This window comes from Paracoccus jeotgali (assembly GCF_002865605.1).
Taxonomy (GTDB): domain Bacteria; phylum Pseudomonadota; class Alphaproteobacteria; order Rhodobacterales; family Rhodobacteraceae; genus Paracoccus; species Paracoccus jeotgali.
This window is the reverse complement of the sequence record NZ_CP025583.1, coordinates 2,378,558-2,401,088: the sequence shown is the minus strand read 5'-3', so window position 1 is coordinate 2,401,088 and position 22,531 is coordinate 2,378,558. Positions and strand designations below refer to the sequence as shown.

The window sequence follows — 22,531 nt, the reverse complement described above, 5'->3', positions numbered from 1 at the left end:
GTGGAAACGGGCGGGTCGGGTCCGCCATTCTGTCTTAGTCCGTCGCGGCCTCGGCCCGCAACAGCGCCCGGATCGCGTGGATATCGGTCTTGCCGCTGGCCATGGTCGGCAGCGCGTCGAGGGTTTTCAGATATTCCGGCAGCTTGAAGACCGCGACCTTGCGGACATCGCGCAGATGCCGGTTCAGCTCGTCCAGCGTCAACTGGTGGCCGGGGCGCAGGACCACCGCCAGCCCGACCTTTTCGCCCAGCTTGGCGTCCGGCACCGCGACGGCCACCGCCTCGGCCACGGCGGGGTGGGTGGCGGCGAGGTTCTGGATTTCCTCGGCCGAGATGTTCAGCCCGCCGCGCAGGATGATGTTCTTGAGCCGCCCGGCAAAGCTGAGATACTGCCCCTGATCGCCCGAGAAGGTGAACAGATCGCCGGTGCGGAACCAGCCCTCGTCGTCGAAGGACTCGCGGGTCAGATCCGCATCGTCCCAATAGCCTGCCAGCATCCCCGGCCCCTTCAGGCGCAGTTCGCCCACCTGATCGGGGGCGGTGATTTCCTCGCCCGTCGAGGGATCGACGATGCGGGTCTGGGTACCGGTCAGCGCCGGCAGGCAGGATCCGGGCTGACCCTTGGCATGGCTCATGAAGCAATGGGCGCGGGTCTCTTCGTCGGGGATGTCCTTGTCGGACGAGATCAGCATCGCGCCCTCGCTGGACCCATAGACGTTGACCAGCCTGATGCCGAAGCGCTCGCGGAACTCGCGGAACAGCGCGGGATTCAGCTGCGCGGAACCCGAGGTGATGTATTTCAGCCCGTCCAGATCCAGCGTCTCGCCCTCTTCGATGCGGCGCAGGATCATGTTGAGGATGGCGGGCGGGCAGCTTGTGACCTGCGGCCGCTCTTGCGCGATCTGGCGCAGGAAGACCTCGATATCAAACGGGTGGTGCAGGACCATCCGCGCCGCCAGATGCAGCCACGAGGCGAGCCCGTTGGCCAGCGAACCGACCGTGTTCAGCATCCGGGGCGACAGGAAACAGCCGCCCATCGGCAGGTCGGCCACGTCCTGCAGAAAGCTGGATGTGGTCAGGGTCTGGGCGTGGGTGCGGGCAATCGCCTTGGGCCGCGCCGAGGTGCCAGAGGTAAAGACCAGAAAGGCCGGATCGTCGGGCTGCGGATCGACGGCCTCGCGGATGGCGTCCAGTTCGGCCTGTTCGGCGTCGCTCAGCGGCGTGTCATTGTCCAGCGGGATCACGCCGTCGGGCAGATCGGCGCCAAAGGCGAGGACGGCGGCTTGCGCGCCGCTTCGGTCGGCGACCTCGGCCAGCATCCTGGCATTGGCGTGCTTGCCCAGCCGCGCATAGCCGATCAGCGCCTTGGGCGAGAGCCGCGCGATCAGCGCCTCGACCTCGTTCTCGCGATACTGGACGGGGATCGAGGCGACCAGCGCGCCCAGCTCGATGCAGGCCAGCTGCGCGACCAGCGTTTCGTGCAGCGTGGGCGCCACCAGCAGCGCCACATCGCCCTTGCCCAGCCCGGCACGCGACAGCGTCAGCGCAACGCGGTCGACGCGGGCGCCGAACTCGGCCCAGGTCAGGCGCTTGGCCTCGCCATCGGCGATGCGGGCGCGGTCGATCGGGTCCACCAGACACTCGTTATCGGCATAGTCGCGGCGATTGCGGGCCAAGAGGTCCTGCAGGACCAGGATCTGTCTTGAATCGTCCAAGGCGTTCACCTTTTCGCTACCAGATGATTCGTTTCTAGTTCATTAGACAGACTGAAACAATGGGAATGTTGACTGGCGGCGCTGGGGCGGCGGGTTCCGGCGATGCCGGAGGACAGCGGGTCAGGGGGCGAGGATGAGGCCTTTAGCCGCTGCATGGCAGGGGCTAGAGTGGAGATGTCCCCACCCGCGCCGACCGGTAGCCGCCTCGGCCACGCCTCATCCCTGAAATTCCGCCCCCTTGCTTAAAGGTTCGTTATCTGTATCATGGGCTGCGAAAAGCACGGATACGGGGAGGGTCTTCGATGCTTGCTTCACCGAATCGCTTCCTGGACCGCAAGGCCCGCGCCCGGCGCGGGCCTGATGCTGCCGCATTCAGAACCGGGGCCGCTGGCGGTCCCTTTCACCGTCTCTGCCTGAAAGAGGATGCCATCACATGATTTACGCGTTCGTCATCTGGATCATTTTCGCCGTCACCTGGCGGCTGGTCATGCCGCCCGAGGCGCGCGGCCGCAACTGGAGCTATGCCCACATGCTCGTCCCCGGCATCGGGTTGCTGGTCTACAGCCTCGCGCCGCCCGGACTGGCCCAGCCGGTGGGCGTCTGGCTGTGGGGCGGCGTCGCCATGTTCTTTCTGGGCGCCATCGGGTGGAGCATCGGCATGGCGATGCGCAACCACAGCATCATGGACGTGGTCTATCCCTGCATCAGCCTGGGCATCGCGCTGACCATGGTCCTGCTGGCCGCGCCGCAGATGACCATGCGGCTGATCGTCGTGCTGGGGCTGATGGTGGTGTGGATGCTGCGCATGGTCCTGCACGCCTTCGGCACCAATTTCGACACCGAGCAGCAGCCCTACGCCGCCCATCGCAAGCGCTTCGGCTCGCGCTGGCCGGCTTGGAGCTTTTTCGCCGTCTACATGCTGCAGGGCATCCTGATCTGGATCTGGTGCATGCCCTTCGCCTTTACCGCCGTCGCCGGCGACGTCACGATGCAGTGGACGGACTGGCTGGGCGTGGCCGTGTGGCTGGTCGGGTTCATCTTCCTCGTCGTGTCGGATTCGCAGATGAACGCCTTCAAGGCCGATCCGGCCAACAAGGGCGGGATCATGGATCGCGGCCTGTGGTCGCTGAGCCGTCACCCCAACTATTTCGGCGAATCGCTGGTCTGGTTCGGCTATTTCATGTTCGCGCTGGCGCATCCCTGGGGCTGGGTCAGCATCATCGGCCCGATCTACACCACCTGGTTCATGGGCTGGGGTTCCGCCACGCCCGGCAATGAGCGGCACATGCGCAAGACCCGTGGCGAGGCCTGGGACGACTATGTCCGCCGCGTGCCAATGTTCTTCCCGCGCCTGACGCCGCGTCGCAACGGGGGGCAGTCGTGATGACCAGCGCAGCACAAGATCGCCCCGACCTGTCCGGCCGCGTCGCCATCGTCACCGGCGCCGGCAAGGGGCTGGGCCGGACCTATGCGCTGGAACTGGCGCGCGCCGGGGCCGCGGTGGTGGTCAACAACCGCCGCCACCCCGGCGAGGCGGATGAGGACACCTCGGCCGCCAGGACCGTGGCCGAGATCGAGGCCGCGGGCGGCCGCGCCGTCGCCGACTGGTCGGCGGTGCAGGACCCCGACAGCGGCACCAGCATGGTCTCGCGCGCGATGGAGGCCTTTGGGCGGCTGGATATCGTGGTCGCCAACGCCGCCGCACCGCAGGCGCGCAGCTTTCACAAGCTGACCCTCGACGAATTCCGCAGCGTGTTCGATGTGGGCTTTCTGGGCACGCTGCATCTGATGCACGCCGCCTGGCCGATCCTGCGCGAGCAGGGCTATGGCCGCGTCATCATGACCAGCTCCAGCGCCGGACGTTACGGCCAGCACGGGATGAGCGCCTATGGCGCCTCGAAAAGCGCGGTGGACAGTCTGGTCCGCACGCTGGCGGCGGAAGGCGGCAGCAAGGGCATCTGCGTGAACGGCGTTTCGCCCTATGCGGCGACGCCGATGACCGCGGGGCATATCGAGGGCGCGATGGCCGAGGCGTTCGTGCCCGAGCGCGTGGCGCCGCTGGTCTTGTGGCTGGCCAGCGAAGGCTGTTCCGTCAATGGCAGCATTCTGGTCGCGGGCGGCGGGCGTTTCCGCATGGTCGAGACGGCCGAGACGGTGAGCCTGGCGCGCGAGAACGGCTTTGACGCGATGATCGAGCAGTTGAAGGACGCGCCGCGCAAGGCCCATCCCAGCTCGAACCGGGCCTTCGACACGCTGCTGGTCGAATGTGGGTTCGAACCGCGGACCCCCGCCTGACACGCTAGCCCCGCTTGGCAGACCATGCCCCGTCCCCGTTCCTCGGGGCGGGGCATTGCGTTTCCGCCCCGTGCGAAACCGGGCTGGTCAGGTGGGCGTTTCCGCATGAGACTGGCAAGGGATCGCGAAAGGGGACGGGTATGGACAAGGCACCTTGGATCGGGCTGATCGGCCTTGGAACGATGGGCGCGGCGCTGGCGCTGAACATGGCCGAAAAGGGCTGGCCGGTCGCGGTCCATAATCGCACCGAATCCGTCACGCAGCAGTTCCTGAAGACCGCCGGCCCGCTCGCGTCGAAGCTGACCGGCGCGCCGACGCTGCAGGCGCTTGTGGACGCGCTGACGCCGCCCCGCGCGATCATCCTGATGGTGCCGGCGGGCGAGGTGGTGGACCAGCAGATCGCCGCCCTCGCGCCGCTGCTGGACCCCGGCGACCTGATCATCGACGCGGGCAACGCCAACTATCTGGACACCGAGCGGCGCTTTCACGACAGCCGTGGCGCGGGTTACGACTTCATGGGCATCGGCGTTTCGGGCGGGGAAGAGGGCGCGCGGCACGGCCCCTCGATCATGGCGGGTGGCGAGGCGCGGCAATGGCAGCGCGTCGGCCCCCTGCTGCGCAGCATCGCGGCGCGGTTTCAGGACGAGCCCTGCGCGGCGCTGCTGGGACCGGGCGGGGCCGGGCATTTCGTCAAGATGGTGCATAACGGCATCGAATATGCCGACATGCAGATGATCGCCGAAACCTATGCCATCATGCGCGACGGGCTGGGGCTGGACGCGCCCCGGATCGCCGACATCTTCGCCGGATGGAACGGCGGTCCGCTGGAATCCTATCTAATCGAGATCTCGGCCGAGGTGCTGCGTGCCGTCGATCCGCTGACCGGCCAGCCGATGCCGGACGTCATTCTGGACGTGGCCGGGCAGAAGGGCACCGGCCGCTGGACCGCGATCGAGGCGCAAAAGCTGGGCGTCGCCATCCCGGTGATCGAGGCCGCCGTCGCCGCCCGCAACATCTCGGCCCGGCCAGAGGCGCGGGCGCGGGGGGCGCAGACCTTCGGCGCGCTGCCGCAGCGCCTGCCGCCCGACGCGCTGCCCGCCGCCGATCTGGAACAGGCGCTGATCGCGGGCAAGATCCTCTGCTATGCGCAGGGGTTCGAGATGATGACCGCCTCCTCGACCGAGTTCGGCTGGAATCTGCCGCTGCCGGTGATCGCGGAAATCTGGCGGGCCGGGTGCATCATCCGCTCGGCCATGCTCAACGACATGGCCGAGGCGCTGCGGAATTCGCCCGACGATGATCTGATCTTTGCGCCATTCTTCAGCGCCAAGCTGATCCATGCCGAACCGGCGCTGCGGCGGGTGGTGGCGGCGGCCATGCAGGCAGGCATCGCGGTGCCGGCGCTGTCGGCGGGGCTGTCATGGTTCGATGCGATGCGGACGCCGCGCGGCTCGGCCAATCTGATACAGGCGCAGCGCGATTTCTTTGGCGCGCATGGCTTTGTGCGGATCGACGGGCAGGACGTGCCGCACGGCCCCTGGGGCGCCGGTTAGCGAAAAGGGCGCCACCGGGGCGCCCTTTGCTGTCGTGACTTGCCCGCCTTAGTTGCGGGCCTTGTCGACCATCTTGCCCTTCGAGATCCACGGCATCATCTCGCGCAGCTTGGCGCCGACCTGCTCGATCTGGTGCTCGTCATTGATCCGGCGCGTGGCCTTGAACGACGGCTGGCCGACGGCGTTTTCCTGCATGAAGTCGCGGACGAACTTGCCGGTCTGGATGTCGCGCAGCACGTCCTTCATCCGGGCCTTGGTCTCGTCATAGGGCAGGATGCGCGGGCCGCTGACATATTCGCCATATTCGGCGGTGTTGCTGATCGAGTAGTTCATGTTGGCGATGCCGCCCTCATAGATCAGGTCGACGATCAGCTTGACCTCGTGCAGGCACTCGAAATAGGCCATTTCCGGCTCGTATCCGGCCTCGACCAGGGTTTCGAAGCCCATGCGGATCAGTTCCACCAGACCGCCGCACAGCACCGCCTGCTCGCCGAACAGGTCGGTTTCACATTCCTCGCGGAAATTGGTCTCGATGATGCCCGAACGCCCGCCACCGATGGCCGAGCAATAGGACAGCGCCAGATCCATCGCCTTGCCCGATGCGTCCTGATGGACCGCGACCAGACAGGGGACGCCGCCGCCCTTGACGTATTCGCCGCGCACCGTGTGGCCGGGGCCTTTGGGGGCCATCATGATGACGTCGACGCCGGGTTTCGGCTCGATCAGCCCGAAATGCACGTTCAGCCCATGTGCAAAGGCAATCGCGGCGCCTTCGCGCAGATTGTCATGGACGTATTTCTTGTAGGTCTCGGCCTGAAGCTCGTCGGGCATGGTGAACATGATCAGGTCGGCCCATTTCGCCGCCTCGGCAATGCCCATGACCTGCAAGCCTTCGCCCTCGGCCTTGGCTTTCGAGGAAGACCCCTCGCGCAGCGCCACGACCACGTTCTTGGCGCCGGAATCGCGCAGGTTCAGCGCATGGGCGTGGCCCTGGCTGCCATAGCCCAGAATCGCGATCTTCTTGTCCTTGATCAGGTTCACATCGGCGTCGCGGTCGTAATAAACGCGCATGTCATCGTCCTTTCCGTTGGTGTTGAGGATGTGTAGGCCGGATCGGACTTGATTTCCGTTCATTCTTCGCAGAAAGCAGGCGTCAGACGGAATAATCATGCCGGGTTCCAGCCCAACATCGATAGATCATGCCCGACGCCACCGACCGCCGCATCCTGCGCCAGTATCTCGCCGATCCCGACCAGCCGATGACGGAACTGGCCGAGCGTGCGGGCGTGACGCAGGCGACTTTGTGGCGCCGGCTGGACAAGATGCGGCAAAGCGGGGTGATCCGGGGCCAGACCGTGCAGATCGACTGGCGGCGCATGGGGTATGAGGTCGAGGTCAGCCTGCGCTTTACCCTCGACAAGTCCAGCCCGCGCGCGTTCGACGATTTCACCGAGGCCGCCCGCGAAGTGCCCGAGGTGATCGAGATCCAGACCTTTCTGGGCAGCGTCGATTTTCGCCTGTCGGTCATCGCCCGCGACATGGCGCATTGGCAGCAGATCTATCGCAGCCGCATCCTGACCCTGCCCCATGTCGAAACCAGCGACGCGCTGATGCTTGTGACGACGGTCAAGCACAGCGACGCCCTGCCGCTATGACGCCGGACGCGACCGATCTGGCGATCCTGCGCCTGCTGTCGCGGGACGCAACCCTTGGCGCGGCGGGGGTGGGTCGGGCGCTGGGGCTGACCCAGCCGGCGATCTGGCGGCGCATAAGGCGGATGCAGGATCACGGCATCATCGCCGGGCAGCGGGTGCAGATCGACACCGCCGCGCTGGGTTTCGGGGTGACGGTGTTTCTGGGCATCCGGCTGGCGACCAAGGGGCGCACCAGCCTTGACGAGTTCGAACGCGCCGTGACCGCCATCCCCGAGGTTCAGACCGTCCAGCATGTGCTGGGGCAGTTCGACTATCGGCTGCGCATCCTTGCCCGCGACATCGCGGATTTCGAACGCATCCTGCGGCGCCGGATCATGACCCTGCCCGGCATCGGCCAGGTCGAGGCGAATGTGCTGCTGTCCGAGGAACGCCGGCCCGGCCCGCTGGGCAGCGACACCGAGCCGCCACCAGCCTGATCAGAACAGCGCCAGTTGTTGCCCCGGCGCGGGCGGCGGCGCAAAGCGCGAGCAGTCGAGTTTGGGCGTCACCTCGGAATAGCCGAGCCGCTTCTTGGCGAGGCGGAAGCGTTGCAGCATCAGCTCGGCCTCGATCCCCTCGCCGCGCATCCGGTGGCCAAAGCGCGAATCATTGTCCTTGCCGCCGCGCATGGCCTGGATCCGGTTCATCACATGGGCCGCCGCGTCGGACCGGTGGCGGTGCAGCCAGTCGCGAAACAGCGGTGCGACCTCAAGCGGCAGGCGCAGGGGAATGGTGCTGGCATGGGTCGCGCCGGCCTCGCGGGCGGCGGTCAGGATGCGCTCGATTTCTGGCTCGGTCAGGACGGGGATGACCGGCGCGACCATGACGCGCACCGGCACGCCCGCGCCCGCCAGTTCGCGGATCATCCGCAGCCGCGTGGCGGGGGTGGGGGCGCGGGGCTCCATCGCGCGGGCCAGATCGGCGTCGAGCGTGGTGATCGACACGCCCGCATGCAGCAACTGGCGCGAGGCCATGTCCGCCAGCAGCGGCAGGTCCCGCAGCACGGTCTGGCCGCGCGTCACCAGACTGGCGGGGTGGTTCCAGTCCAGCAGGACGCGCCACAGGGCGGGCATGATCGCGCGCTTCGCCTCGATCGGCTGATAGGGGTCGGTGTTGGTCCCGAAGGCAATGGGGGCCACGCGATAGGAGGGGCGCGCGATCTCGGCCGCCAGCAGCTCTGCCGTATGCGTCTTGGCGGTGATTCGCGTCTCGAAATCGAGGCCCGGCGACATCCCCCAAAAGGCGTGGCTGGGCCGGGCAAAGCAATAGATGCAGCCATGCTCGCAACCGCGATAGGGGTTGATCGAGCGGTCGAAGGGCACATCGGGCGAGCGGTTGCGGGCGATGATGCTGCGGGGGCGCTCCTCGGTCACCTCGGTCCGCAGCAGGCCGGTTTCCTCGGGGATGTCCCAGCCGTCATGCTCGCGCTCGGTCGAGAGGCGGTCAAAGCGGTTGGCCGGGCGCGTATCGGCGCCGCGGGCCTTCAGCGTTTCGTCGGGATTGCGGGGTGGCAGCATGGGGGAAGGCTAGAACAGACAGCGAACAATGTCCATCCCGCCGCCGTCACGCCGCCGTCCTGTCGCAGCCCCTTTCCAATCCCGCAGCCAAACCCCATATTGGCAAGACAAGGAGGGTGCCCATGCCACTTCCACATTTCCTGCTGATGCTCGCGGCCGTGATTCTTGCGGCGGCGACGACGATCTGGGTCAGCCTGGCCAATGGCGTGTCCGTGGTCGCGGTGGCGCTTGTCGCGCTGATCGGGGCCGGGGTCGCGCATCTGGCCTGGACCGACGATCAGCCGCATTAGGCCCGCCTAGCTTTCCAGCTCGGCATCCCAATACAGAAAATCCAGCCATGTTTTGTGCAGGTGATTCGGCGGAAAGCGCCGGCCCACGCTGTGCATGTGTTCCGAGTTCGGTATCACCGGCTTGCGGCGCAGCTTCATCCCGGAATGACGCAGCGAGCGGTTGGCCTTGCGCAGATTGCACGGCGCGCAGGCCGCGACGACGTTTTCCCAGCTGGTCGCCCCGCCCCGGCTGCGCGGCACGATGTGGTCGAAGGTCAGTTCCCCGCGAGAGCCGCAATACTGACACTCGAACCCGTCGCGCAGGAACAGGTTGAAGCGGGTGAAGGCCACCCGCTTGCGCGGCTTGATATAGTCGCGCAGCACCACGACGGACGGGATGCGCATGGCGTGGCTGGGGCTGCGCACGACCTCGTCATATTCCGCGATGATGCTGACTCGGTCCAGAAACACCGCCTTGACCGCCTCGGGCCAGGACCAGAGCGACAGCGGGTAATAGGACAATGGCCTGTAATCCGCATTCAGCACAAGCGCGGGACAATATCCGAGGGCAGAGGATTGGCGCAGCAATTGCGACTGAAACTCTGCCGGGTGGTGGTCGTCGAGCATTCGCAACCCCGTCAGTCCGGCCTGTGCCGGCAAAACCGACTATAGATAGCCAGAAGCCTCGCACAAGCGGGGGATTGCAGTTTTTTGGGCGGGGTCAGCGGTCGGGCCGTTGGCGGCTGTCAGCGGTCAGCCGCCCGACCCCCGTCACATATCCAGCCGGTCGCGCAGAAAGTTCAGCGCCACGCCCAGACCGTCGGGCGCGATGCCGTGGCCGGTGCCCTTCATGACATGGGTCAGCACGGTAAAGCCCGCGGCGCTCAGCGCATCGGCGGCGACGGCCAGATCGGCAAAGGGCACCATCGGGTCCTGATCGCCATGGGCCAGCAGCACCGGCGGGCGGCTGACCGCCTCGGTCGCGATGGTGTCGGGCGACAGCAGCCGGCCCGAAAAGCCCACGATCCCGGCGACGGGCTGCGGGCGGCGCGGGAAGACATGCAGCGCCATCATCGTGCCCTGCGAAAAGCCGACGATCGCCAGCCGGTCCGGGGTCAGCGATTCGTCGGCCAGCACCTTGTCGACGAACGCATTGATGTCCGCGATGGATTTCGTCATCGACTCGCGGGCCTGCGCCTCGGTCGAGCCGTCCAGCCACGGGATCGGAAACCACTGGAAGCCAAAGGGGTTGTTGGCGCATTTCTCGGGCGCGTCGGGGGCATAAAAGGCGGTGTCGGGCAGATGCGGCGACAGCACATCGGCCAGCCCCAGCAGGTCGGTGCCGTCGGCGCCATAGCCATGCAGGAAGATGATGGCTTGGCGGGCCTTGGCCGGTCCCTTGCGGTCGGATTTCAGGGCGCGAGGCATCGTCATCTCCTTGCTGAACGGGGGGTGGTCGGATCGGGCGCCGCGGGGCCAAGGGCACAGGCCCGCCCCGGCGCGGCGGTCAGAGGATCTCGACCGCGTATTTCTCGATCACGGTGTTGGCCAGCAGGGTCTCGCACATGCGGGTGACCTCGGTCCGGGCGGCATCGGCGTCGGTGGCGGTCAGGTCCAGCTCGATCACCTTGCCCTGCCGCACCCCGTCTACGCCCTTGTGGCCAAGGCCGGCAAGCGCGTGGCGGATCGCCTCGCCCTGGGGGTCGAGGACACCGTCCTTCAGCATGATGGTCACGCGGGCTTTCATCTCTGGCACCTTAGTTGATCAGCGTGGGCTTGTTCATCGGGGTCGCGTTGGTGGGCATCAGCCCCAGCCGGCGCGCGACCTCGGTATAGGCGTCGGTCAGGCTGCCAAGGTCGCGGCGGAACACGTCCTTGTCCAGCTTCTGGCCGGTCTTGGCGTCCCACAAGCGGCAGGAATCGGGGCTGATCTCGTCCGCGACGATCAGACGCATGAAATCGCCGTCCCAGATGCGCCCGATCTCGATCTTGAAATCGATCAGCTTGATGCCGACGCCGAAGAACACGCCCGACAGAAAGTCGTTGACCCGCAGCGCAAGGCTGACGATGTCGTCCAGATCCTGTTGGCTCGCCCAGCCAAAGGCGATGATGTATTCCTCGGACACCATCGGGTCGCCGAGCTCGTCATTCTTGAAGCTGTATTCGACGATGGGGCGGGGCAGGGCGGTGCCCTCTTCCAGACCCAGCCGCTTGGACAGGCTGCCGGCGGCGAAGTTGCGCACGATCACCTCGAGCGGGATGATCTCGACCTGGCGGATCAGCTGCTCGCGCATGTTGATGCGGCGGATGAAGTGGTTCGGCACGCCAATATTGGTCAGCCCGTTCATGAAGAACTCGGACAGGCGGTTGTTCAGCACGCCCTTGCCCTCGACCGTGGCCTTTTTCTGGGCGTTGAAGGCGGTCGCGTCATCCTTGAAATACTGGATCAGCGTGCCCGGCTCGGTGCCTTCGTAAAGGATCTTGGCCTTGCCTTCGTAAACTTTCTTGCGCCGGGGTGCCATGAACGCGCCATCCTTTCGGGACCGAACGATTTCCCCGGCTATAGGCGCAAAGCGCAGGCGCGGCAATACTGGGCGCGGCACCGCAGGACGGGACGGGACGGGGGGACCGGGCGGGGGGACCAACCGGGGGACTTGTGATAGGCTGGTTCTGAACACCATATAAGACATCGAACGCTAAGGAGCTGCGAATGACCACCTTTGACGACCGCCAACGTTCCTACGAGGCGAAATTCGCCCATGATGCCGAGCTGCAGTTCAAGGCGCAGTCGCGCCGCGACCGTCTGCTGGGCGAATGGGCCGCCGAACTGCTGGGCAAGACCGGCGAGGACGCGCATGCCTATGCGCTGTCCGTCGTGGCCAGCAACTTCGAAGAGCCCGGCGACGAGGACGTCTACCGCAAGCTCGCCGCCGATCTGGACGGCAAGGCGGATGAGGCACAGATCCGCGCCAAGATGGCCGAACTGGTCGACGTGGCCCGCCAGCAGGTCATTGACGAGATCTGATCGCCGCGACGGATACGGAAAGGCCCGGCCATTGCGCCGGGCCTTTTTGCTGGCGTCGCCGCTCGCGGGTCAAGTGACGTTCAGCCCGGCCTTCATCATCATCCGGCGGACCGGCGCGATGCCATAGATCGCGCCCAGCCCCAACGCCCGCAGGTCGCGCAGCGGGCGCGGGGCGATCATGCTGGCGCGGTTCAGCGCGTCGATGCCAGCCACCCGCAGCCGGGTTTCCGGCCAGCGCCGGCGCTGAAAGCGGTTCAGGCTGTCGGCGCTGCCGGGATCGTCGCGCGACAGGTCCAGCAGCAGCGTCAGATCGGCGAGGCTCATGTTCAGCCCCTGCGCGCCGATGGGCGGGACGACATGGGCGGCCTCGGCGACCAACGCGGTGCGCGGGCCGGTGAAGCGGTCGGCGATCTGGCTGATGATCGGCCAGGCGGTCAGCCGCGTGGCCAGCGTCAGCCGCCCCAGCACCCCGGTCGAGCGGGCGTTCAGCTCTTCGGTAAACGCCTCGGGCGGCAGCTCCATCAGGCGGTTCACCTCGGGGCCAAGCTCCATCCAGATGACGGCCGAGGAGGGCTTGCCCTCGCGGTCGGGCAGCGGCACCAGCGTGAACGGCCCGCCAGAGCGGTGGATCTCGGTCGAGACGTTGTGGTGCGGCAGCTCATGCGTCACCGCGAATGCCAGCGCCTTTTGCCCGTATCGGATGGTGCGGACGCCGATCCCCAAGGCCTGCCGGATGGCGCTGTTGCGGCCATCCGCGCCCACCACCAGCCGCGCCGAGACGCGGCTGCCGTCGGACAGCGTCACGATCGCCGCATCGCTGCGGGCGGTCAGACCGGCGGTGGCGGTGCCGGGGCGGAAGCTGACATTGTCCATCTCGTCCAGCCGCGCGGCGATCTCGCGGCGCAGCAGCCAGTTGGGCAGGTTCCAGCCGAATGGCTCGTCGGACAGGTCGGCGGCGTCGAATTCCCGCGTCAGCCGGGCCACCGGCTCGGCTCCGCCCGCGTCGATGATCCGCATGATCTGCAAGGGGGTCGCGTGGGGGCGCAGCCGCTGCCACAGCCCGGCACGTTCCAGCAGCCGGATCGAGGGGTGCAGAAAGGCGGTGCTGCGCAGGTCGGAACCCGCCGCGCCCTCGACCGTGATCGGGGGGGCCGGATCGACGCAGATCACCCGATGCCCGTCCGCGCCAAAGCCCGCGGCCGCAATCAGCCCGGCGATGCCGCCGCCCGAGACCAGCACATCGGTCTGTTCCGGCGCGTTGCGGCGGGCGGTGGAATCGCTTGTCACGGCCCCCGAGGCAGCCACCGGTCCTAGTTCCCCAGCGTGATGGCCAGCAGCCCGGCCCAGACCACGGCGGTCCCGATCAGCCCGATGATGCCAAGCGCGGGCAGCCCGAACACCGCGACCGTCACCGCCGCCAGCACGGCCAGCATCAGGATCACGGTCAGGATGCGCGCGGCAAGGCGGTTTTCGGCATAGGTTGCCTGCGGGTCGTCGGAAATGGCGTGTTCGGTCATGATCGGCTCCACTCGATTAGGGGCGGTTGCAGAGGGTCTCGGTCAGCCGCAAATATTGCCAGAGCGGGGCCGCTCAGACAAGCGCGCGCAGAAAGGCGGTCAGGTCGCGGGTGTGGTGGCGGACATGGGCGCCGTGCTGGCCGTTCCCCGCCGGTGCGTCGGGGCCAAGGCGGCCTTCGCCCACCAGAATCGTTTCCATTCCGAGGCTTGCGGGAACCTGCAGGTTGCGGGGGTCATCCTCGAACATGGCGGCGCGGCTGGGGTCCAGCCCGGTCGCCGCGATCACCGCGGCATATGCGCGCGGATCGGGCTTGGGGTGGAAATCCACCTCGCCGATGCCGATCACGGTCTCGAACCCGTCCAGCCCCAGCCGGCCCAGCACCTTGCCAGCATATTGCGCGTCGGCATTGGTGTGGACGATCTTGCGGCCGGGCAGGGCGGCAATGGCGTGCCCAAGGTCCGGGTCGGGGTCCAGCACCGAGAAATCGATGTCGTGGACGTCCAGCAGATAGGCGTGGGGGTCGATCTTGTGCCGCGCCATCAGCCCGGCCAGCGTGGTGCCGTAATCGCGCCAGTAATGGGCGCGCAGGCGGTCGGCCTCGGGCGCGTCGACGCCCAGCAGGCGGCTGACATGCGCGGTCATGCGCGCCTCGATCTGGGAAAACAGCGCCGCCTCGGGCGGGTAAAGCGTGTTGTCCAGATCGAAGATCCAGGTGGTGACGTGATCGAAAGCCATGGCCGGGGGTTCTACGCCGCCGCCCTGCGCTTGACAATGCCGCAGCGGCGCGGGGCTTGGGCCTTGCAATTCCCGCCGCCATATTCGCAACTGGCTGATATGAAGGACGCTTATTCCCTGATCGTGGACGCCATCGACGAGGGGCTTTACGCCCCCGGCGACCGGCTGGTCGAATCCGAACTGGCCGAGCGGTTCGGCGTCTCGCGGACCCCGGTGCGCGAGGCGCTGCAACGGCTGGAGACGCAGTCGATGGTCAAGCGCGATGGCCGCTCGCTGATCGTGGCGACGCTGGATCACAACCAGCTGGCCGAGCTGTACACCGTCCGCGCCGAGCTTGAGGCGCTGGCGGCACGGCTGGCCGCGCGTCACGCCACGCCGGAAGAGCTGCGCGTGCTGCAGTCCATGGTCGATGACGACCTGCAATCGCTGGACGATCCCGAGACGCTGGCGCGGTCGAACCGGCGCTTTCACCACCAGATCCACCTGGCCTCACATAACCGCTATCTGGTTCAGCAGCTGGACGTGGTGCACCGCAACATGGCGCTGATGGCGCGCAGTTCGCTGGCGATCGAGGGGCGGCCCAAGGTCGCGCTTGCCGAGCATCAGGCCATCGTCGAGGCGCTGCAATCAGGCGACGCCGCCGCCGCCGAAACGGCATTGCGGGCGCATATCTCGAAAGCGTTCGAGACCCGCCTGCGCGAGGATGCCCGCCGCGATATCGGCCCGTCTTGCGACTGATCGAAAGTCATGACGACCTGGCCGAGGGCCGTGCGCATCTGGCCGCCGCTTGCCCGGTCTGGGCGCGGACGCTGCCGGAACTGGACCTGCCCCTGCGCCGCCGCAGCGACGGCTTCGGCGCGATCTTGGAGGCGGTTCTGGGGCAGCAGATTTCGGTGGCCCGCGCGCAGTCGATGATGGCGCGGCTGCAGGCGGCCGGGCTGACCCAGCCCGACGCGATCCGCGCCGCCGGGGCCGAGGCGCTTCGCGGCTGCGGGCTGTCGGGGCCGAAAGCGCGCTATCTGACCGCCATCGCCGCGGCACAGCCGGACTGGCTCGCGCTGCGCGACGCCAGCGACGCCGAGGTGGTCGCCACGCTGACCGCCTTGCCGGGGATCGGGCCGTGGACGGCCGAGATCTATCTGGCTTTTGCGCTTGGCCGCGCCGACGCCTTCCCCACCGGCGATCTGGCCCTGCAAGAGGCCGCGCGGCTGCTTTACGATTTGCCCGCCCGTCCCGACGCGCGCGGCCTGCAACAACTGGCCGAGCCGTGGCGGCCATGGCGCGGCGTCGCGGCGCGGGCGCTGTGGGCCTATTACGCGCGGGCCAAGGGGCGGCAGGGGGTGTCGAGCCAAGGTGCCGGATAGCAAAAGACCCCGCCATGACAGCGGGGTCCGTTGAAGCGCCGTGCGCCAGACTTAGCGGGAAGATGCCAGCAGATCGGTGATCCGGCGGACGCTGGCGCGGCGGTTCTGCCGCTCGGCCGCTTGGGTCTCGATCTTCAGATATTCCTCGCCATAGCCCTGCACGACCATGTTTTCAGGCGGCACGCCGAAATACTCCGACAGCGCCAGTGCCACCGATTCCGCGCGACGGTCCGACAGCGCGAGGTTGTAGGTGGCCGATCCCACGGCATCGGTATGGCCTTCGATCAGGAACATCTCGCGCGGGTTGGCGCGGATCTTTTCCTGCAGGACCTGACCCAGCGTCGCCAGTTGCTTGGCCTGATCGGGCTGGATCGCGGCCGAGCCGGTCTCGAAGGTGATCGCGCTGATATCGACCGGGGCGACAAGGTTGCGCACCTCGGGGATCGAGCGGATCTGGCTGAGGGTAAAGCCACGGCTGACGGCGGCCTCGCGCGCCAGCGCCTCGCGCAGCGCGGCCTCGCTGGTGGGGGCGGTGTTCGACTGCGGCCGGGGCGCGGGCGGCAATTCCGAGATCCGCACCGGCGGCACGTCGACCGATTCGTCGATCAGCAAGGTTTCAGTCCCGTTCGGGGCCACATGCACCCGGCGCAGCACCGTCAGATCGGCGGCGCGGATGGTGATCACCTGCGAGCCGTCGGGCCGTGTGACCACGGTGCGCGACGAGCCGTCCGAAAAGTTCTCGGTCCGCACCTCGTTCCCGGCCTGACGCAGCAGGGTGTTGTCGTCCTTCAGCACCTGCTGGCTGCCATCCTCGCGGGTGACGATGACCCGGTCGCCGGTGTTCAGCGCCACCTGACGGTTGCCGTTCAGCATCTGCCCGACGGCCAGCGCGCCCAGACCGGCAATCGCCAGCTTGGCCAGATCGCTGCCGCGCTCGCTGCTTTCCTTGGGCTGCGCGCTTTGATCGGCGGCCTTGCGGATGGCGTCGGCAAGCTGGGTCTCGAAATCCTCGGACGAGCTGCGGACATTGCTCTCGGCCAGGTTCTCGGTCACCACCTCGCCCTGCGGCTGGGCGTTGCCGGCCTGCTTCAGCGCCTCGGCATCGGGGGCGGTGGCCTCGGCGGCCTCTTTCGCGGCCTCGGTGTTCGAGCCGCGGGCCTGCAGCTTGCCGCCTTCGCCGACGGTGTATTGCTGCTTGCTGATCGGGGCGACGATCAGGCTGCCATCCTCGGCCACCTCGGCGCTGATGCCCTTGGGGCTGACCAGCGCGACATTGTCGGCACAAGGCCGGGCAGAGCCGTCGCTGCAGGTCAGTTGATCCGCCGTCAGACCGGCGTCGATCTCCTGCTGCAGGCGGGCGCTGAGCATGGGGATGTTATCGGCGCGCACAGCCTTCAGGCGCTGCGCCTCGTCCACCGGCAGGCGGGGTTCGGCATCGGCATGGCTGTCTTTGGTCGCGGTCTGCGTCGGCTGCGGATCGGCGGGATTTTGTTCGGCCTGCTGTTCCGGCTTTTGCGCGGGCTTGCCCTCGCCCTTGGCCGCGGCGGCCAACTTGGCGGCCAGGTCATCGACGCTGGCCGGTGCCTCTGGCGCGGGTTGCTGCGCGGGCTTGGCCTTGGGCGCGGCCTCGGCCTTGGCTTGCGGCGCGGGGGCGTCCAGATCGACTAGACCCGCAGAATCGGTCTGCGCGTCGGGGTTGGTGAAGGCGTCGAGCACCTTTTCGGCGTCATCCTTTGGCGCCTGCTGCGCGGCTTGCGCTTGCGGTTCCGGGGCAGCTTCCGGGGCCGGTGCTGCGGCAGCCTTCGGCTCCGGCTCGGGCGCCGGTTCGGGGGCGGCCTCGGCCTGCGCGGGCAGCACCTTGGCGGCGGCGGCGCGCACGTCGGACAAGCGCGCCTCGGCCAGCGACTTCAGGTTGCCGTCGCGGGGCGTCGGCTGACCGGCGGCGACCAGATAGGGCTGGGTCGGGCCGGGGGCCAGGATGATGTCGCCCGCATCGCTCAACTGCACGGCCACGCCGGCAGGGGTGATCAGCGGCACGTCGTCGGCACAGGGACGCGGCGCGCCGTCCAGGCATTGCAGCCGGTCCGCGTTCAGCCCGGCCGCGAGTTCGGCGTCCAGAAGCTGGCTCAGCCCCGGCATCTTCTGCACGCGGGCCTCGTGCTGGGTGCGGGCCTGCGCTGCGTCAAGCACCGGCTGGGCATGCGCAGGCAGACCAAGCCCCAGGGACAGAATCGCCGCCATGGCGGTCGAATTGGCAGTGAGACGGGGCATATCTTCCTCATTCATGCTGGGATGGTGTCGCGACTGTAACGGAGCCGGACCGGCATCGTTCCCAAAATGGCCGTGATCGGGGCGTGATCGCGCCGCCGCGCTTGCGTCACTGCCGCCGCCGCCTTATCCCAAAGGCAACGTCACATGAGGGAGGCCGCAGATGGCTCTGAAACCGAAAGACGCGCCGGATCTGGGCCGTTTCGACTGGGAAGACCCGTTCCGCCTGAACGATCAGCTGACCGAGGACGAGCGCGCCATCCGCGACGCCGCCCGCGCCTATGCGCAGGACCGGCTGCAGCCGCGCATCATCGACGCCTATCGCGACGCCTCGACCGACCCCGAGATCTTCCGCGAGATGGGCGAGATGGGCCTGCTGGGCGTCACCGTGCCCGAGGAATTCGGCGGCATCGGCGCGTCTTACGTGGCCTACGGCCTGGTCGCGCGCGAGGTCGAGCGGGTGGATAGCGGCTATCGCTCGATGATGTCGGTGCAGTCGTCGCTGGTGATGTATCCGATCTTTGCCTATGGCTCGGACGAACAGCGCCGGAAATACCTGCCCAAGCTGGCCAGCGGCGAATATATCGGCTGCTTCGGGCTGACCGAACCCGATGCCGGCTCGGACCCCGCAGGCATGAAGACGCGGGCGAAGAAGACCGAGGGCGGCTATGTGCTGAACGGGTCGAAGATGTGGATCTCGAACTCGCCCATCGCCGATGTCTTCGTGGTCTGGGCCAAGTCCGAGGCCCATGGCGGCAAGATCCGCGGCTTCGTGCTCGACAAGGGGATGCCGGGGCTGTCGGCGCCCAAGATCGGCGGCAAGCTGTCGCTGCGCGCCTCGATCACCGGCGAGATCGTCATGGACAATGTCGAGGTGGGCGAGGACGCGCTGCTGCCCGGCGTCGAGGGGCTGAAGGGCCCGTTCGGCTGTCTGAACCGCGCCCGCTATGGCATCAGCTGGGGCGTGCTGGGCGCGGCCGAGTTCTGCCTGCACGCCGCGCGTCAATACGGGCTGGACCGCCACCAGTTCGGCAAGCCGCTGGCCCAGACCCAGTTGCAGCAGCTGAAACTGGCCAACATGATGACAGAAATCGCGCTGGGGATGCAGGCCAGCCTGCGCGTCGGCCGGCTGATGGACGAGGCCCAGGCCGCGCCCGAGATGATCTCGATCGTCAAGCGCAACAATTGCGGCAAGGCGCTGGACATCGCGCGCATGGCCCGCGACATGCATGGCGGCAACGGGATTTCCGAAGAGTTCCAGGTCATGCGCCACATGGTGAACCTGGAAACCGTCAACACCTATGAAGGCACCCACGACGTCCACGCCCTGATCCTGGGCCGGGCGATCACCGGGCTGCAGGCGTTCTTCTGACGGCGCTCGGCGCCGGGGGGGTCAGCCTCCGGCGCCGGTTTGATCTACGCTATCAGATGCCTTCGCCGACGAAGGCCTTTTCGACGACGAATTCACGCGGCTCGGAATTGGCGCCCTCGCGCAGGCCGAAGCCTTCCAGCACCGCTTTCACGTCGATGTTGAAGGCCAGGCTGCCGCAGATCATCGCGCGGTCATGTTCCGGGTCCATCGGCGGCAGGTCGAGATCGGCGAACACCTTGCCCGAGGTCAGGTTGTCGGTGATCCGGCCCATCCGGGGCGAGTCCTCGCGCGTCGTGGTCGGGTAATAGAGCAGCCGCTTGTGGAAATCCTCGCCATACATCTCGGCCAGCAGCGGGTCGTCGCGCAGTTGCTCGACCAGTTCGGCGCCATAGGCAAGTTCATCGGCGGTGCGGCAGGTGTGCATGACGATCACCTGCTCGTAACGCTCATAGCTTTCCGGGTCGCGCATCAGCGAGGCAAAGGGCGCGATCCCGGTGCCGGTGGCCAGCAGCCACAGCCGCTTGCCCGGCAGCAGCGCGTCCAGCACCAGCGTGCCGACCGGCTTGGGCCGCAGGATGATCTCGTCCCCGACCTGGATATGCTGCAGTTTCGAGGTCAGCGGCCCGTCCGGCACCTTGATCGAATAGAACTCGAGCTCGTCATCCCAGTTCGGCGAGGCGATGGAATAGGCGCGCAGCAGCGGCTTGCCGTTATCGCCAAGCAGCCCGATCATCACGAACTCGCCCGAGCGAAAGCGCAGGCTGGGCGGCCGCGTGACGCGGAACGAAAACAGCCAGTCGGTCCAGTGCCGCACCGCCGTCACCGTCTGCGCGTCGGGCAGGGTCGGCTTTCCGCGGTTCGGGGCGGGGGTGGTCGTGGCAGTGCTTGTGGCGGGGGCGTCATTCACGGCGAAATCCAGTGTCATCTGCGGTCCTGCTGCAACATGTAAGGCAAGGCGGCCCATGATTGAAGGCCGGGCGAGGTGGCATATTGTCCCGGTCGACCGGCGCGCGCCGCCCGACCTCTGCCTGATTTCTAGAACGGTTTTCCCCGATCTGTCACGGGGGCGGCGCGGATAAGGCCGTTATCCCGCCGATCCGCGCAAGCCGCTGACAGCGTTCCGAAACCACCCGCGCGGCGTGATGTTCCCGCGCCAGCCCGCCGCGATCAGGACTGATCGTCCACCACGGCCAGGATATTCGGCACCGCCGGGCAGGGCAGCAGCGTGTTGCGCGCCACATCGGCCAGCGTGGCGTTGTGCAAAAACACATAGACATGCGCCGACAGGCTTTGCCACAGCCGGTTCGACAGCGTCTGCGCCCGCGACCCCGACACCCCGCCCGAGGCCCCGGCACCGACATGCAGCGCGCTGACGGTTTCATCCACCGCCGCCATGATGTCGGACACCCGGATCTCGGTCGCGGGGCGGGCCAGCCGATAGCCGCCCCCCGGCCCGCGCGCCGATTCCACCAGCCCGGCCCGGCGCAGCCGCACGAAAAGCTGTTCCAGATAGGCCAGCGACACGTCCTGACGTTCGGAAATCTCGGCCAGCGAGGTCAGCTGGCCCTCGGGCTGCAGCGCCAGATCGACCAACGCCACCATCCCATAACGCCCCTTGGTCGAAAGTTTCATGCCAGAACCCCATGATCTGCACGGGGCGCGGGTCAGCAGACCGGCCGCCCCGGCTTAGCGGCAATGTTGACGCGGGCACGGGCCTTGGGCTAACTGCCACCCGACCCGACCCCCTTGCGCGGGCCGCAACAGACCCACATCTTCAGGTCTGCCATAGTTGTCGCCCCTGCCTGCGTCAAGAAAACTGCGTCAGGAAAACCGTTTCGCGAAGGATCCCATGCCCGAATTGATCTTTGCCGGTCCCGATGGCCGCCTTGAAGGCCGTTATCATACCCAGCCCAAGCCCGACGCACCCATCGCGATCATCCTGCACCCGCACCCGCAATTCGGCGGCACGATGAACAACCGTGTCGTCTATAATCTGCACTATGCCTTTCACAAGATCGGCTTCACCGTCATGCGCTTCAACTTCCGCGGGGTGGGGCGCTCGCAGGGCGAGTTCGATCAGGGCATCGGGGAACTGTCCGACGCCGCCGCCGCGCTTGATTACCTGCAGGCGATGAACCCCAGCAGCAAGCATTGCTGGGTCGCGGGCTTCAGCTTTGGCGCCTGGATCGGGATGCAGCTTCTGATGCGCCGCCCCGAGATCACCGGCTTCATCAGCGTCTCGCCGCAGGCCAACCTGTATGATTTTAGCTTTCTGGCGCCGTGTCCGGCCTCGGGGCTGATCATCAACGGCAGCGCCGACCGGGTGGCCCCGGCCAAGGATACCGAGGCGCTGGTCGGCAAGCTGCGCGAGCAGAAGGGCATCACCATCAGCCACGAGGTCATCGAAGGCGCGGACCACTTCTTCCGCGATGACGAGGCGCATATGGCCCCGATGATCGACACGGTGCAGAATTATGTGCGCCGGCGCCTTACCGAAACCTCGCGGTAGGGCCGATGCCGTCGGCCCTGAACGGACAGGCTGCGCCACGCGACGAGCTGGCGCAGCGGCTGGACTTTCTGGTCGAGGCCGACCGGCTGAAGGCGGTCGAGCGGGCGAATACGCTCAACGATCTGTCGCGGCAGGAAAACAGCGCCGAGCATAGCTGGCACCTGACCCTCTATGCGATGGTGATGGAGGGGCAGGCCCAGCCCGGCGTCAATGTCGACCGCGCCATCCGCATGTTGATCCTGCATGACCTGGTCGAGATCGACGTGGGCGACGTGCCGCTGCACGCTGCCAACGGTCAGGCCCATGACGCGCCCGAGGTCAAGGCCGCCGAGGCCCGCGCCGCCGAGCGGATCTTTGGCCTGCTGCCCGATCCGCAGGGTTCCGCCTTTCTGGCGCTGTGGCAGGAATTCGAAGAGGCGCAGACCCCCGATGCGGTCTTCGCCAAATCGCTGGACCGAACGCAGCCGCTGGTCCAGAACCTGGCCTCGAACGGGGTCGGCTGGCGGCGTTTCGGCGTGACGCAGGCCGATATCGAGACCCGCGTCGGCAGCCGGATCACCCGCGGCCTGCCCGAGGTCTGGGCGCATCTGCATGAACGGGTGCGCGCCTTCTTCGGCTAGGCGCGCGCACCGCATACAAATGCATACCATCTTCCGTTTCTTGGCCGAACCGGCTATACCGCCGCGGAACCGCCATTG

General features: G+C 67.3%; 25 protein-coding genes. 12 read left to right on the top strand and 13 right to left on the bottom strand.

What is annotated here, in order from left to right; translation table 11 throughout:
• Positions 1–34 precede the first annotated feature (34 nt).
• Entirely contained in the window at positions 35–1,714 is a 1,680-nt protein-coding gene (locus CYR75_RS11695; protein ID WP_158644645.1) for a class I adenylate-forming enzyme family protein, read from the bottom strand.
• A 433-nt stretch (positions 1,715–2,147) separates the two neighbouring features.
• On the opposite strand from CYR75_RS11695, the gene CYR75_RS11690 reads away from it, so the two are divergent.
• From CYR75_RS11690 to gndA, 3 genes are all read left to right on the top strand, one after another.
• Positions 2,148–3,098 (top strand): DUF1295 domain-containing protein, encoded by a 951-nt coding sequence (locus tag CYR75_RS11690; protein WP_101500194.1) that lies wholly within the window; start codon positions 2,148–2,150, stop codon positions 3,096–3,098.
• On the top strand, positions 3,098–4,009 hold the full coding sequence (locus tag CYR75_RS11685; protein ID WP_101500193.1) for an SDR family NAD(P)-dependent oxidoreductase: 912 nt from the start codon (positions 3,098–3,100) through the stop codon (positions 4,007–4,009). The genes CYR75_RS11690 and CYR75_RS11685 overlap by 1 nt, the downstream gene beginning before the upstream one ends.
• A 140-nt stretch (positions 4,010–4,149) precedes the next feature.
• Positions 4,150–5,562 (top strand): NADP-dependent phosphogluconate dehydrogenase, encoded by a 1,413-nt coding sequence (gene gndA / locus CYR75_RS11680; RefSeq protein WP_101500192.1) that lies wholly within the window; start codon positions 4,150–4,152, stop codon positions 5,560–5,562.
• Between the two features lie 48 nt (positions 5,563–5,610).
• Here gndA and ilvC read toward each other — a convergent pair whose 3' ends face one another.
• On the bottom strand, positions 5,611–6,633 hold the full coding sequence (ilvC, locus tag CYR75_RS11675; protein WP_101500191.1) for a ketol-acid reductoisomerase: 1,023 nt from the start codon (positions 6,631–6,633) through the stop codon (positions 5,611–5,613).
• Between the two features lie 128 nt (positions 6,634–6,761).
• Between ilvC and CYR75_RS11670 the strand changes: the two genes are divergently transcribed.
• Both CYR75_RS11670 and CYR75_RS11665 read left to right on the top strand, forming a co-directional pair.
• The gene (locus tag CYR75_RS11670) at positions 6,762–7,217 is read left to right on the top strand and encodes an Lrp/AsnC family transcriptional regulator (RefSeq protein ID WP_101500190.1); all 456 of its coding nucleotides are present in this window, start codon (positions 6,762–6,764) and stop codon (positions 7,215–7,217) included.
• Complete coding sequence (locus CYR75_RS11665) at positions 7,214–7,693, top strand: Lrp/AsnC family transcriptional regulator (protein ID WP_101500189.1); 480 nt, start codon at positions 7,214–7,216, stop codon at positions 7,691–7,693. The genes CYR75_RS11670 and CYR75_RS11665 overlap by 4 nt, the downstream gene beginning before the upstream one ends.
• Here the strand turns inward: CYR75_RS11665 and CYR75_RS11660 are convergent, their stop codons facing one another.
• Positions 7,694–8,773: a PA0069 family radical SAM protein gene (locus tag CYR75_RS11660; RefSeq protein WP_101500188.1), complete on the bottom strand. Its 1,080-nt coding sequence runs from the start codon at positions 8,771–8,773 to the stop codon at positions 7,694–7,696.
• A 122-nt stretch (positions 8,774–8,895) separates the two neighbouring features.
• On the opposite strand from CYR75_RS11660, the gene CYR75_RS16240 reads away from it, so the two are divergent.
• Positions 8,896–9,063, top strand: coding sequence for a hypothetical protein (locus tag CYR75_RS16240; RefSeq protein WP_192876654.1), 168 nt, complete (start codon positions 8,896–8,898; stop codon positions 9,061–9,063).
• Positions 9,064–9,069: 6 nt separating this feature from the next.
• Here the strand turns inward: CYR75_RS16240 and CYR75_RS11655 are convergent, their stop codons facing one another.
• From CYR75_RS11655 to purC, 4 genes are all read right to left on the bottom strand, one after another.
• On the bottom strand, positions 9,070–9,669 hold the full coding sequence (locus tag CYR75_RS11655; protein WP_101500187.1) for an HNH endonuclease: 600 nt from the start codon (positions 9,667–9,669) through the stop codon (positions 9,070–9,072).
• A gap of 144 nt (positions 9,670–9,813) precedes the next feature.
• The gene (locus CYR75_RS11650) at positions 9,814–10,470 is read right to left on the bottom strand and encodes an alpha/beta hydrolase (RefSeq protein WP_101501025.1); all 657 of its coding nucleotides are present in this window, start codon (positions 10,468–10,470) and stop codon (positions 9,814–9,816) included.
• Between the two features lie 79 nt (positions 10,471–10,549).
• Positions 10,550–10,789 carry a phosphoribosylformylglycinamidine synthase subunit PurS gene (purS, locus tag CYR75_RS11645; protein WP_101500186.1) on the bottom strand — a complete coding sequence of 80 codons (240 nt, stop codon included), beginning with the start codon at positions 10,787–10,789 and terminating at the stop codon, positions 10,550–10,552.
• Positions 10,790–10,799: 10 nt separating this feature from the next.
• Positions 10,800–11,564, bottom strand: coding sequence for a phosphoribosylaminoimidazolesuccinocarboxamide synthase (gene purC, locus CYR75_RS11640; RefSeq protein WP_101500185.1), 765 nt, complete (start codon positions 11,562–11,564; stop codon positions 10,800–10,802).
• A gap of 188 nt (positions 11,565–11,752) precedes the next feature.
• Between purC and CYR75_RS11635 the strand changes: the two genes are divergently transcribed.
• Positions 11,753–12,067: a DUF1476 domain-containing protein gene (locus CYR75_RS11635; protein WP_101500184.1), complete on the top strand. Its 315-nt coding sequence runs from the start codon at positions 11,753–11,755 to the stop codon at positions 12,065–12,067.
• Between the two features lie 69 nt (positions 12,068–12,136).
• Here the strand turns inward: CYR75_RS11635 and CYR75_RS11630 are convergent, their stop codons facing one another.
• From CYR75_RS11630 to CYR75_RS11620, 3 genes are all read right to left on the bottom strand, one after another.
• Positions 12,137–13,354, bottom strand: coding sequence for a UbiH/UbiF family hydroxylase (locus CYR75_RS11630; RefSeq protein WP_101501024.1), 1,218 nt, complete (start codon positions 13,352–13,354; stop codon positions 12,137–12,139).
• A 23-nt stretch (positions 13,355–13,377) separates the two neighbouring features.
• Positions 13,378–13,584, bottom strand: a complete 207-nt coding sequence (locus CYR75_RS11625; protein ID WP_158644644.1) for a hypothetical protein — start codon at positions 13,582–13,584, stop codon at positions 13,378–13,380.
• Between the two features lie 73 nt (positions 13,585–13,657).
• Positions 13,658–14,320 (bottom strand): pyrimidine 5'-nucleotidase, encoded by a 663-nt coding sequence (locus CYR75_RS11620; protein WP_101500182.1) that lies wholly within the window; start codon positions 14,318–14,320, stop codon positions 13,658–13,660.
• A 99-nt stretch (positions 14,321–14,419) separates the two neighbouring features.
• Between CYR75_RS11620 and CYR75_RS11615 the strand changes: the two genes are divergently transcribed.
• Positions 14,420–15,058, top strand: a complete 639-nt coding sequence (locus CYR75_RS11615; RefSeq protein WP_101500181.1) for a GntR family transcriptional regulator — start codon at positions 14,420–14,422, stop codon at positions 15,056–15,058.
• Positions 15,049–15,684 (top strand): DNA-3-methyladenine glycosylase family protein, encoded by a 636-nt coding sequence (locus CYR75_RS11610; protein WP_101500180.1) that lies wholly within the window; start codon positions 15,049–15,051, stop codon positions 15,682–15,684. Before CYR75_RS11615 ends, CYR75_RS11610 begins: the two co-directional genes overlap by 10 nt.
• Positions 15,685–15,735: 51 nt before the next feature.
• On the opposite strand, the gene CYR75_RS16435 is transcribed toward CYR75_RS11610, so the two are convergent.
• Positions 15,736–17,955, bottom strand: coding sequence for an OmpA family protein (locus tag CYR75_RS16435; RefSeq protein WP_225972709.1), 2,220 nt, complete (start codon positions 17,953–17,955; stop codon positions 15,736–15,738).
• 160 nt (positions 17,956–18,115) lie between these two features.
• Here CYR75_RS16435 and CYR75_RS11600 point away from each other — a divergent pair, with 160 nt between their 5' ends.
• Complete coding sequence (locus CYR75_RS11600; protein WP_101500179.1) at positions 18,116–19,324, top strand: acyl-CoA dehydrogenase; 1,209 nt, start codon at positions 18,116–18,118, stop codon at positions 19,322–19,324.
• A gap of 52 nt (positions 19,325–19,376) precedes the next feature.
• Here CYR75_RS11600 and CYR75_RS11595 read toward each other — a convergent pair whose 3' ends face one another.
• Together CYR75_RS11595 and CYR75_RS11590 are read right to left on the bottom strand one after the other, a co-directional pair.
• Positions 19,377–20,249, bottom strand: coding sequence for a ferredoxin--NADP reductase (locus tag CYR75_RS11595; protein WP_101500178.1), 873 nt, complete (start codon positions 20,247–20,249; stop codon positions 19,377–19,379).
• Positions 20,250–20,491: 242 nt separating this feature from the next.
• A complete protein-coding gene (locus CYR75_RS11590; RefSeq protein ID WP_101500177.1) occupies positions 20,492–20,956 on the bottom strand; it encodes a Fe-S cluster assembly transcriptional regulator IscR in 465 nt (154 codons plus the stop codon).
• A 217-nt stretch (positions 20,957–21,173) separates the two neighbouring features.
• Between CYR75_RS11590 and CYR75_RS11585 the strand changes: the two genes are divergently transcribed.
• Both CYR75_RS11585 and CYR75_RS11580 read left to right on the top strand, forming a co-directional pair.
• Complete coding sequence (locus tag CYR75_RS11585; protein ID WP_101500176.1) at positions 21,174–21,833, top strand: alpha/beta hydrolase; 660 nt, start codon at positions 21,174–21,176, stop codon at positions 21,831–21,833.
• A 5-nt stretch (positions 21,834–21,838) separates the two neighbouring features.
• Entirely contained in the window at positions 21,839–22,453 is a 615-nt protein-coding gene (locus CYR75_RS11580) for an HD domain-containing protein (protein WP_101500175.1), read from the top strand.
• Positions 22,454–22,531 lie beyond the last annotated feature (78 nt).

Bases quoted from the DNA above. Each gene is read 5' to 3' on its own strand.
- CYR75_RS11690 (WP_101500194.1), top strand. From the start codon at position 2,148: ATGATTTACGCGTTCGTCATCTGGATCATTTTCGCCGTCACCTGGCGG.
- CYR75_RS11685 (WP_101500193.1), top strand. From the start codon at position 3,098: ATGACCAGCGCAGCACAAGATCGCCCCGACCTGTCCGGCCGCGTCGCC.
- gndA (WP_101500192.1), top strand. From the start codon at position 4,150: ATGGACAAGGCACCTTGGATCGGGCTGATCGGCCTTGGAACGATGGGC.
- ilvC (WP_101500191.1), bottom strand. From the start codon at position 6,633: ATGCGCGTTTATTACGACCGCGACGCCGATGTGAACCTGATCAAGGAC.
- CYR75_RS11670 (WP_101500190.1), top strand. From the start codon at position 6,762: ATGCCCGACGCCACCGACCGCCGCATCCTGCGCCAGTATCTCGCCGAT.
- CYR75_RS11665 (WP_101500189.1), top strand. From the start codon at position 7,214: ATGACGCCGGACGCGACCGATCTGGCGATCCTGCGCCTGCTGTCGCGG.
- CYR75_RS11660 (WP_101500188.1), bottom strand. From the start codon at position 8,773: ATGCTGCCACCCCGCAATCCCGACGAAACGCTGAAGGCCCGCGGCGCC.
- CYR75_RS16240 (WP_192876654.1), top strand. From the start codon at position 8,896: ATGCCACTTCCACATTTCCTGCTGATGCTCGCGGCCGTGATTCTTGCG.
- CYR75_RS11655 (WP_101500187.1), bottom strand. From the start codon at position 9,669: ATGCTCGACGACCACCACCCGGCAGAGTTTCAGTCGCAATTGCTGCGC.
- CYR75_RS11650 (WP_101501025.1), bottom strand. From the start codon at position 10,470: ATGCCTCGCGCCCTGAAATCCGACCGCAAGGGACCGGCCAAGGCCCGC.
- purS (WP_101500186.1), bottom strand. From the start codon at position 10,789: ATGAAAGCCCGCGTGACCATCATGCTGAAGGACGGTGTCCTCGACCCC.
- purC (WP_101500185.1), bottom strand. From the start codon at position 11,564: ATGGCACCCCGGCGCAAGAAAGTTTACGAAGGCAAGGCCAAGATCCTT.
- CYR75_RS11635 (WP_101500184.1), top strand. From the start codon at position 11,753: ATGACCACCTTTGACGACCGCCAACGTTCCTACGAGGCGAAATTCGCC.
- CYR75_RS11625 (WP_158644644.1), bottom strand. From the start codon at position 13,584: ATGACCGAACACGCCATTTCCGACGACCCGCAGGCAACCTATGCCGAA.
- CYR75_RS11620 (WP_101500182.1), bottom strand. From the start codon at position 14,320: ATGGCTTTCGATCACGTCACCACCTGGATCTTCGATCTGGACAACACG.
- CYR75_RS11615 (WP_101500181.1), top strand. From the start codon at position 14,420: ATGAAGGACGCTTATTCCCTGATCGTGGACGCCATCGACGAGGGGCTT.
- CYR75_RS16435 (WP_225972709.1), bottom strand. From the start codon at position 17,955: ATGCCCCGTCTCACTGCCAATTCGACCGCCATGGCGGCGATTCTGTCC.
- CYR75_RS11600 (WP_101500179.1), top strand. From the start codon at position 18,116: ATGGCTCTGAAACCGAAAGACGCGCCGGATCTGGGCCGTTTCGACTGG.
- CYR75_RS11595 (WP_101500178.1), bottom strand. From the start codon at position 20,249: ATGACACTGGATTTCGCCGTGAATGACGCCCCCGCCACAAGCACTGCC.
- CYR75_RS11590 (WP_101500177.1), bottom strand. From the start codon at position 20,956: ATGAAACTTTCGACCAAGGGGCGTTATGGGATGGTGGCGTTGGTCGAT.
- CYR75_RS11585 (WP_101500176.1), top strand. From the start codon at position 21,174: ATGCCCGAATTGATCTTTGCCGGTCCCGATGGCCGCCTTGAAGGCCGT.
- CYR75_RS11580 (WP_101500175.1), top strand. From the start codon at position 21,839: ATGCCGTCGGCCCTGAACGGACAGGCTGCGCCACGCGACGAGCTGGCG.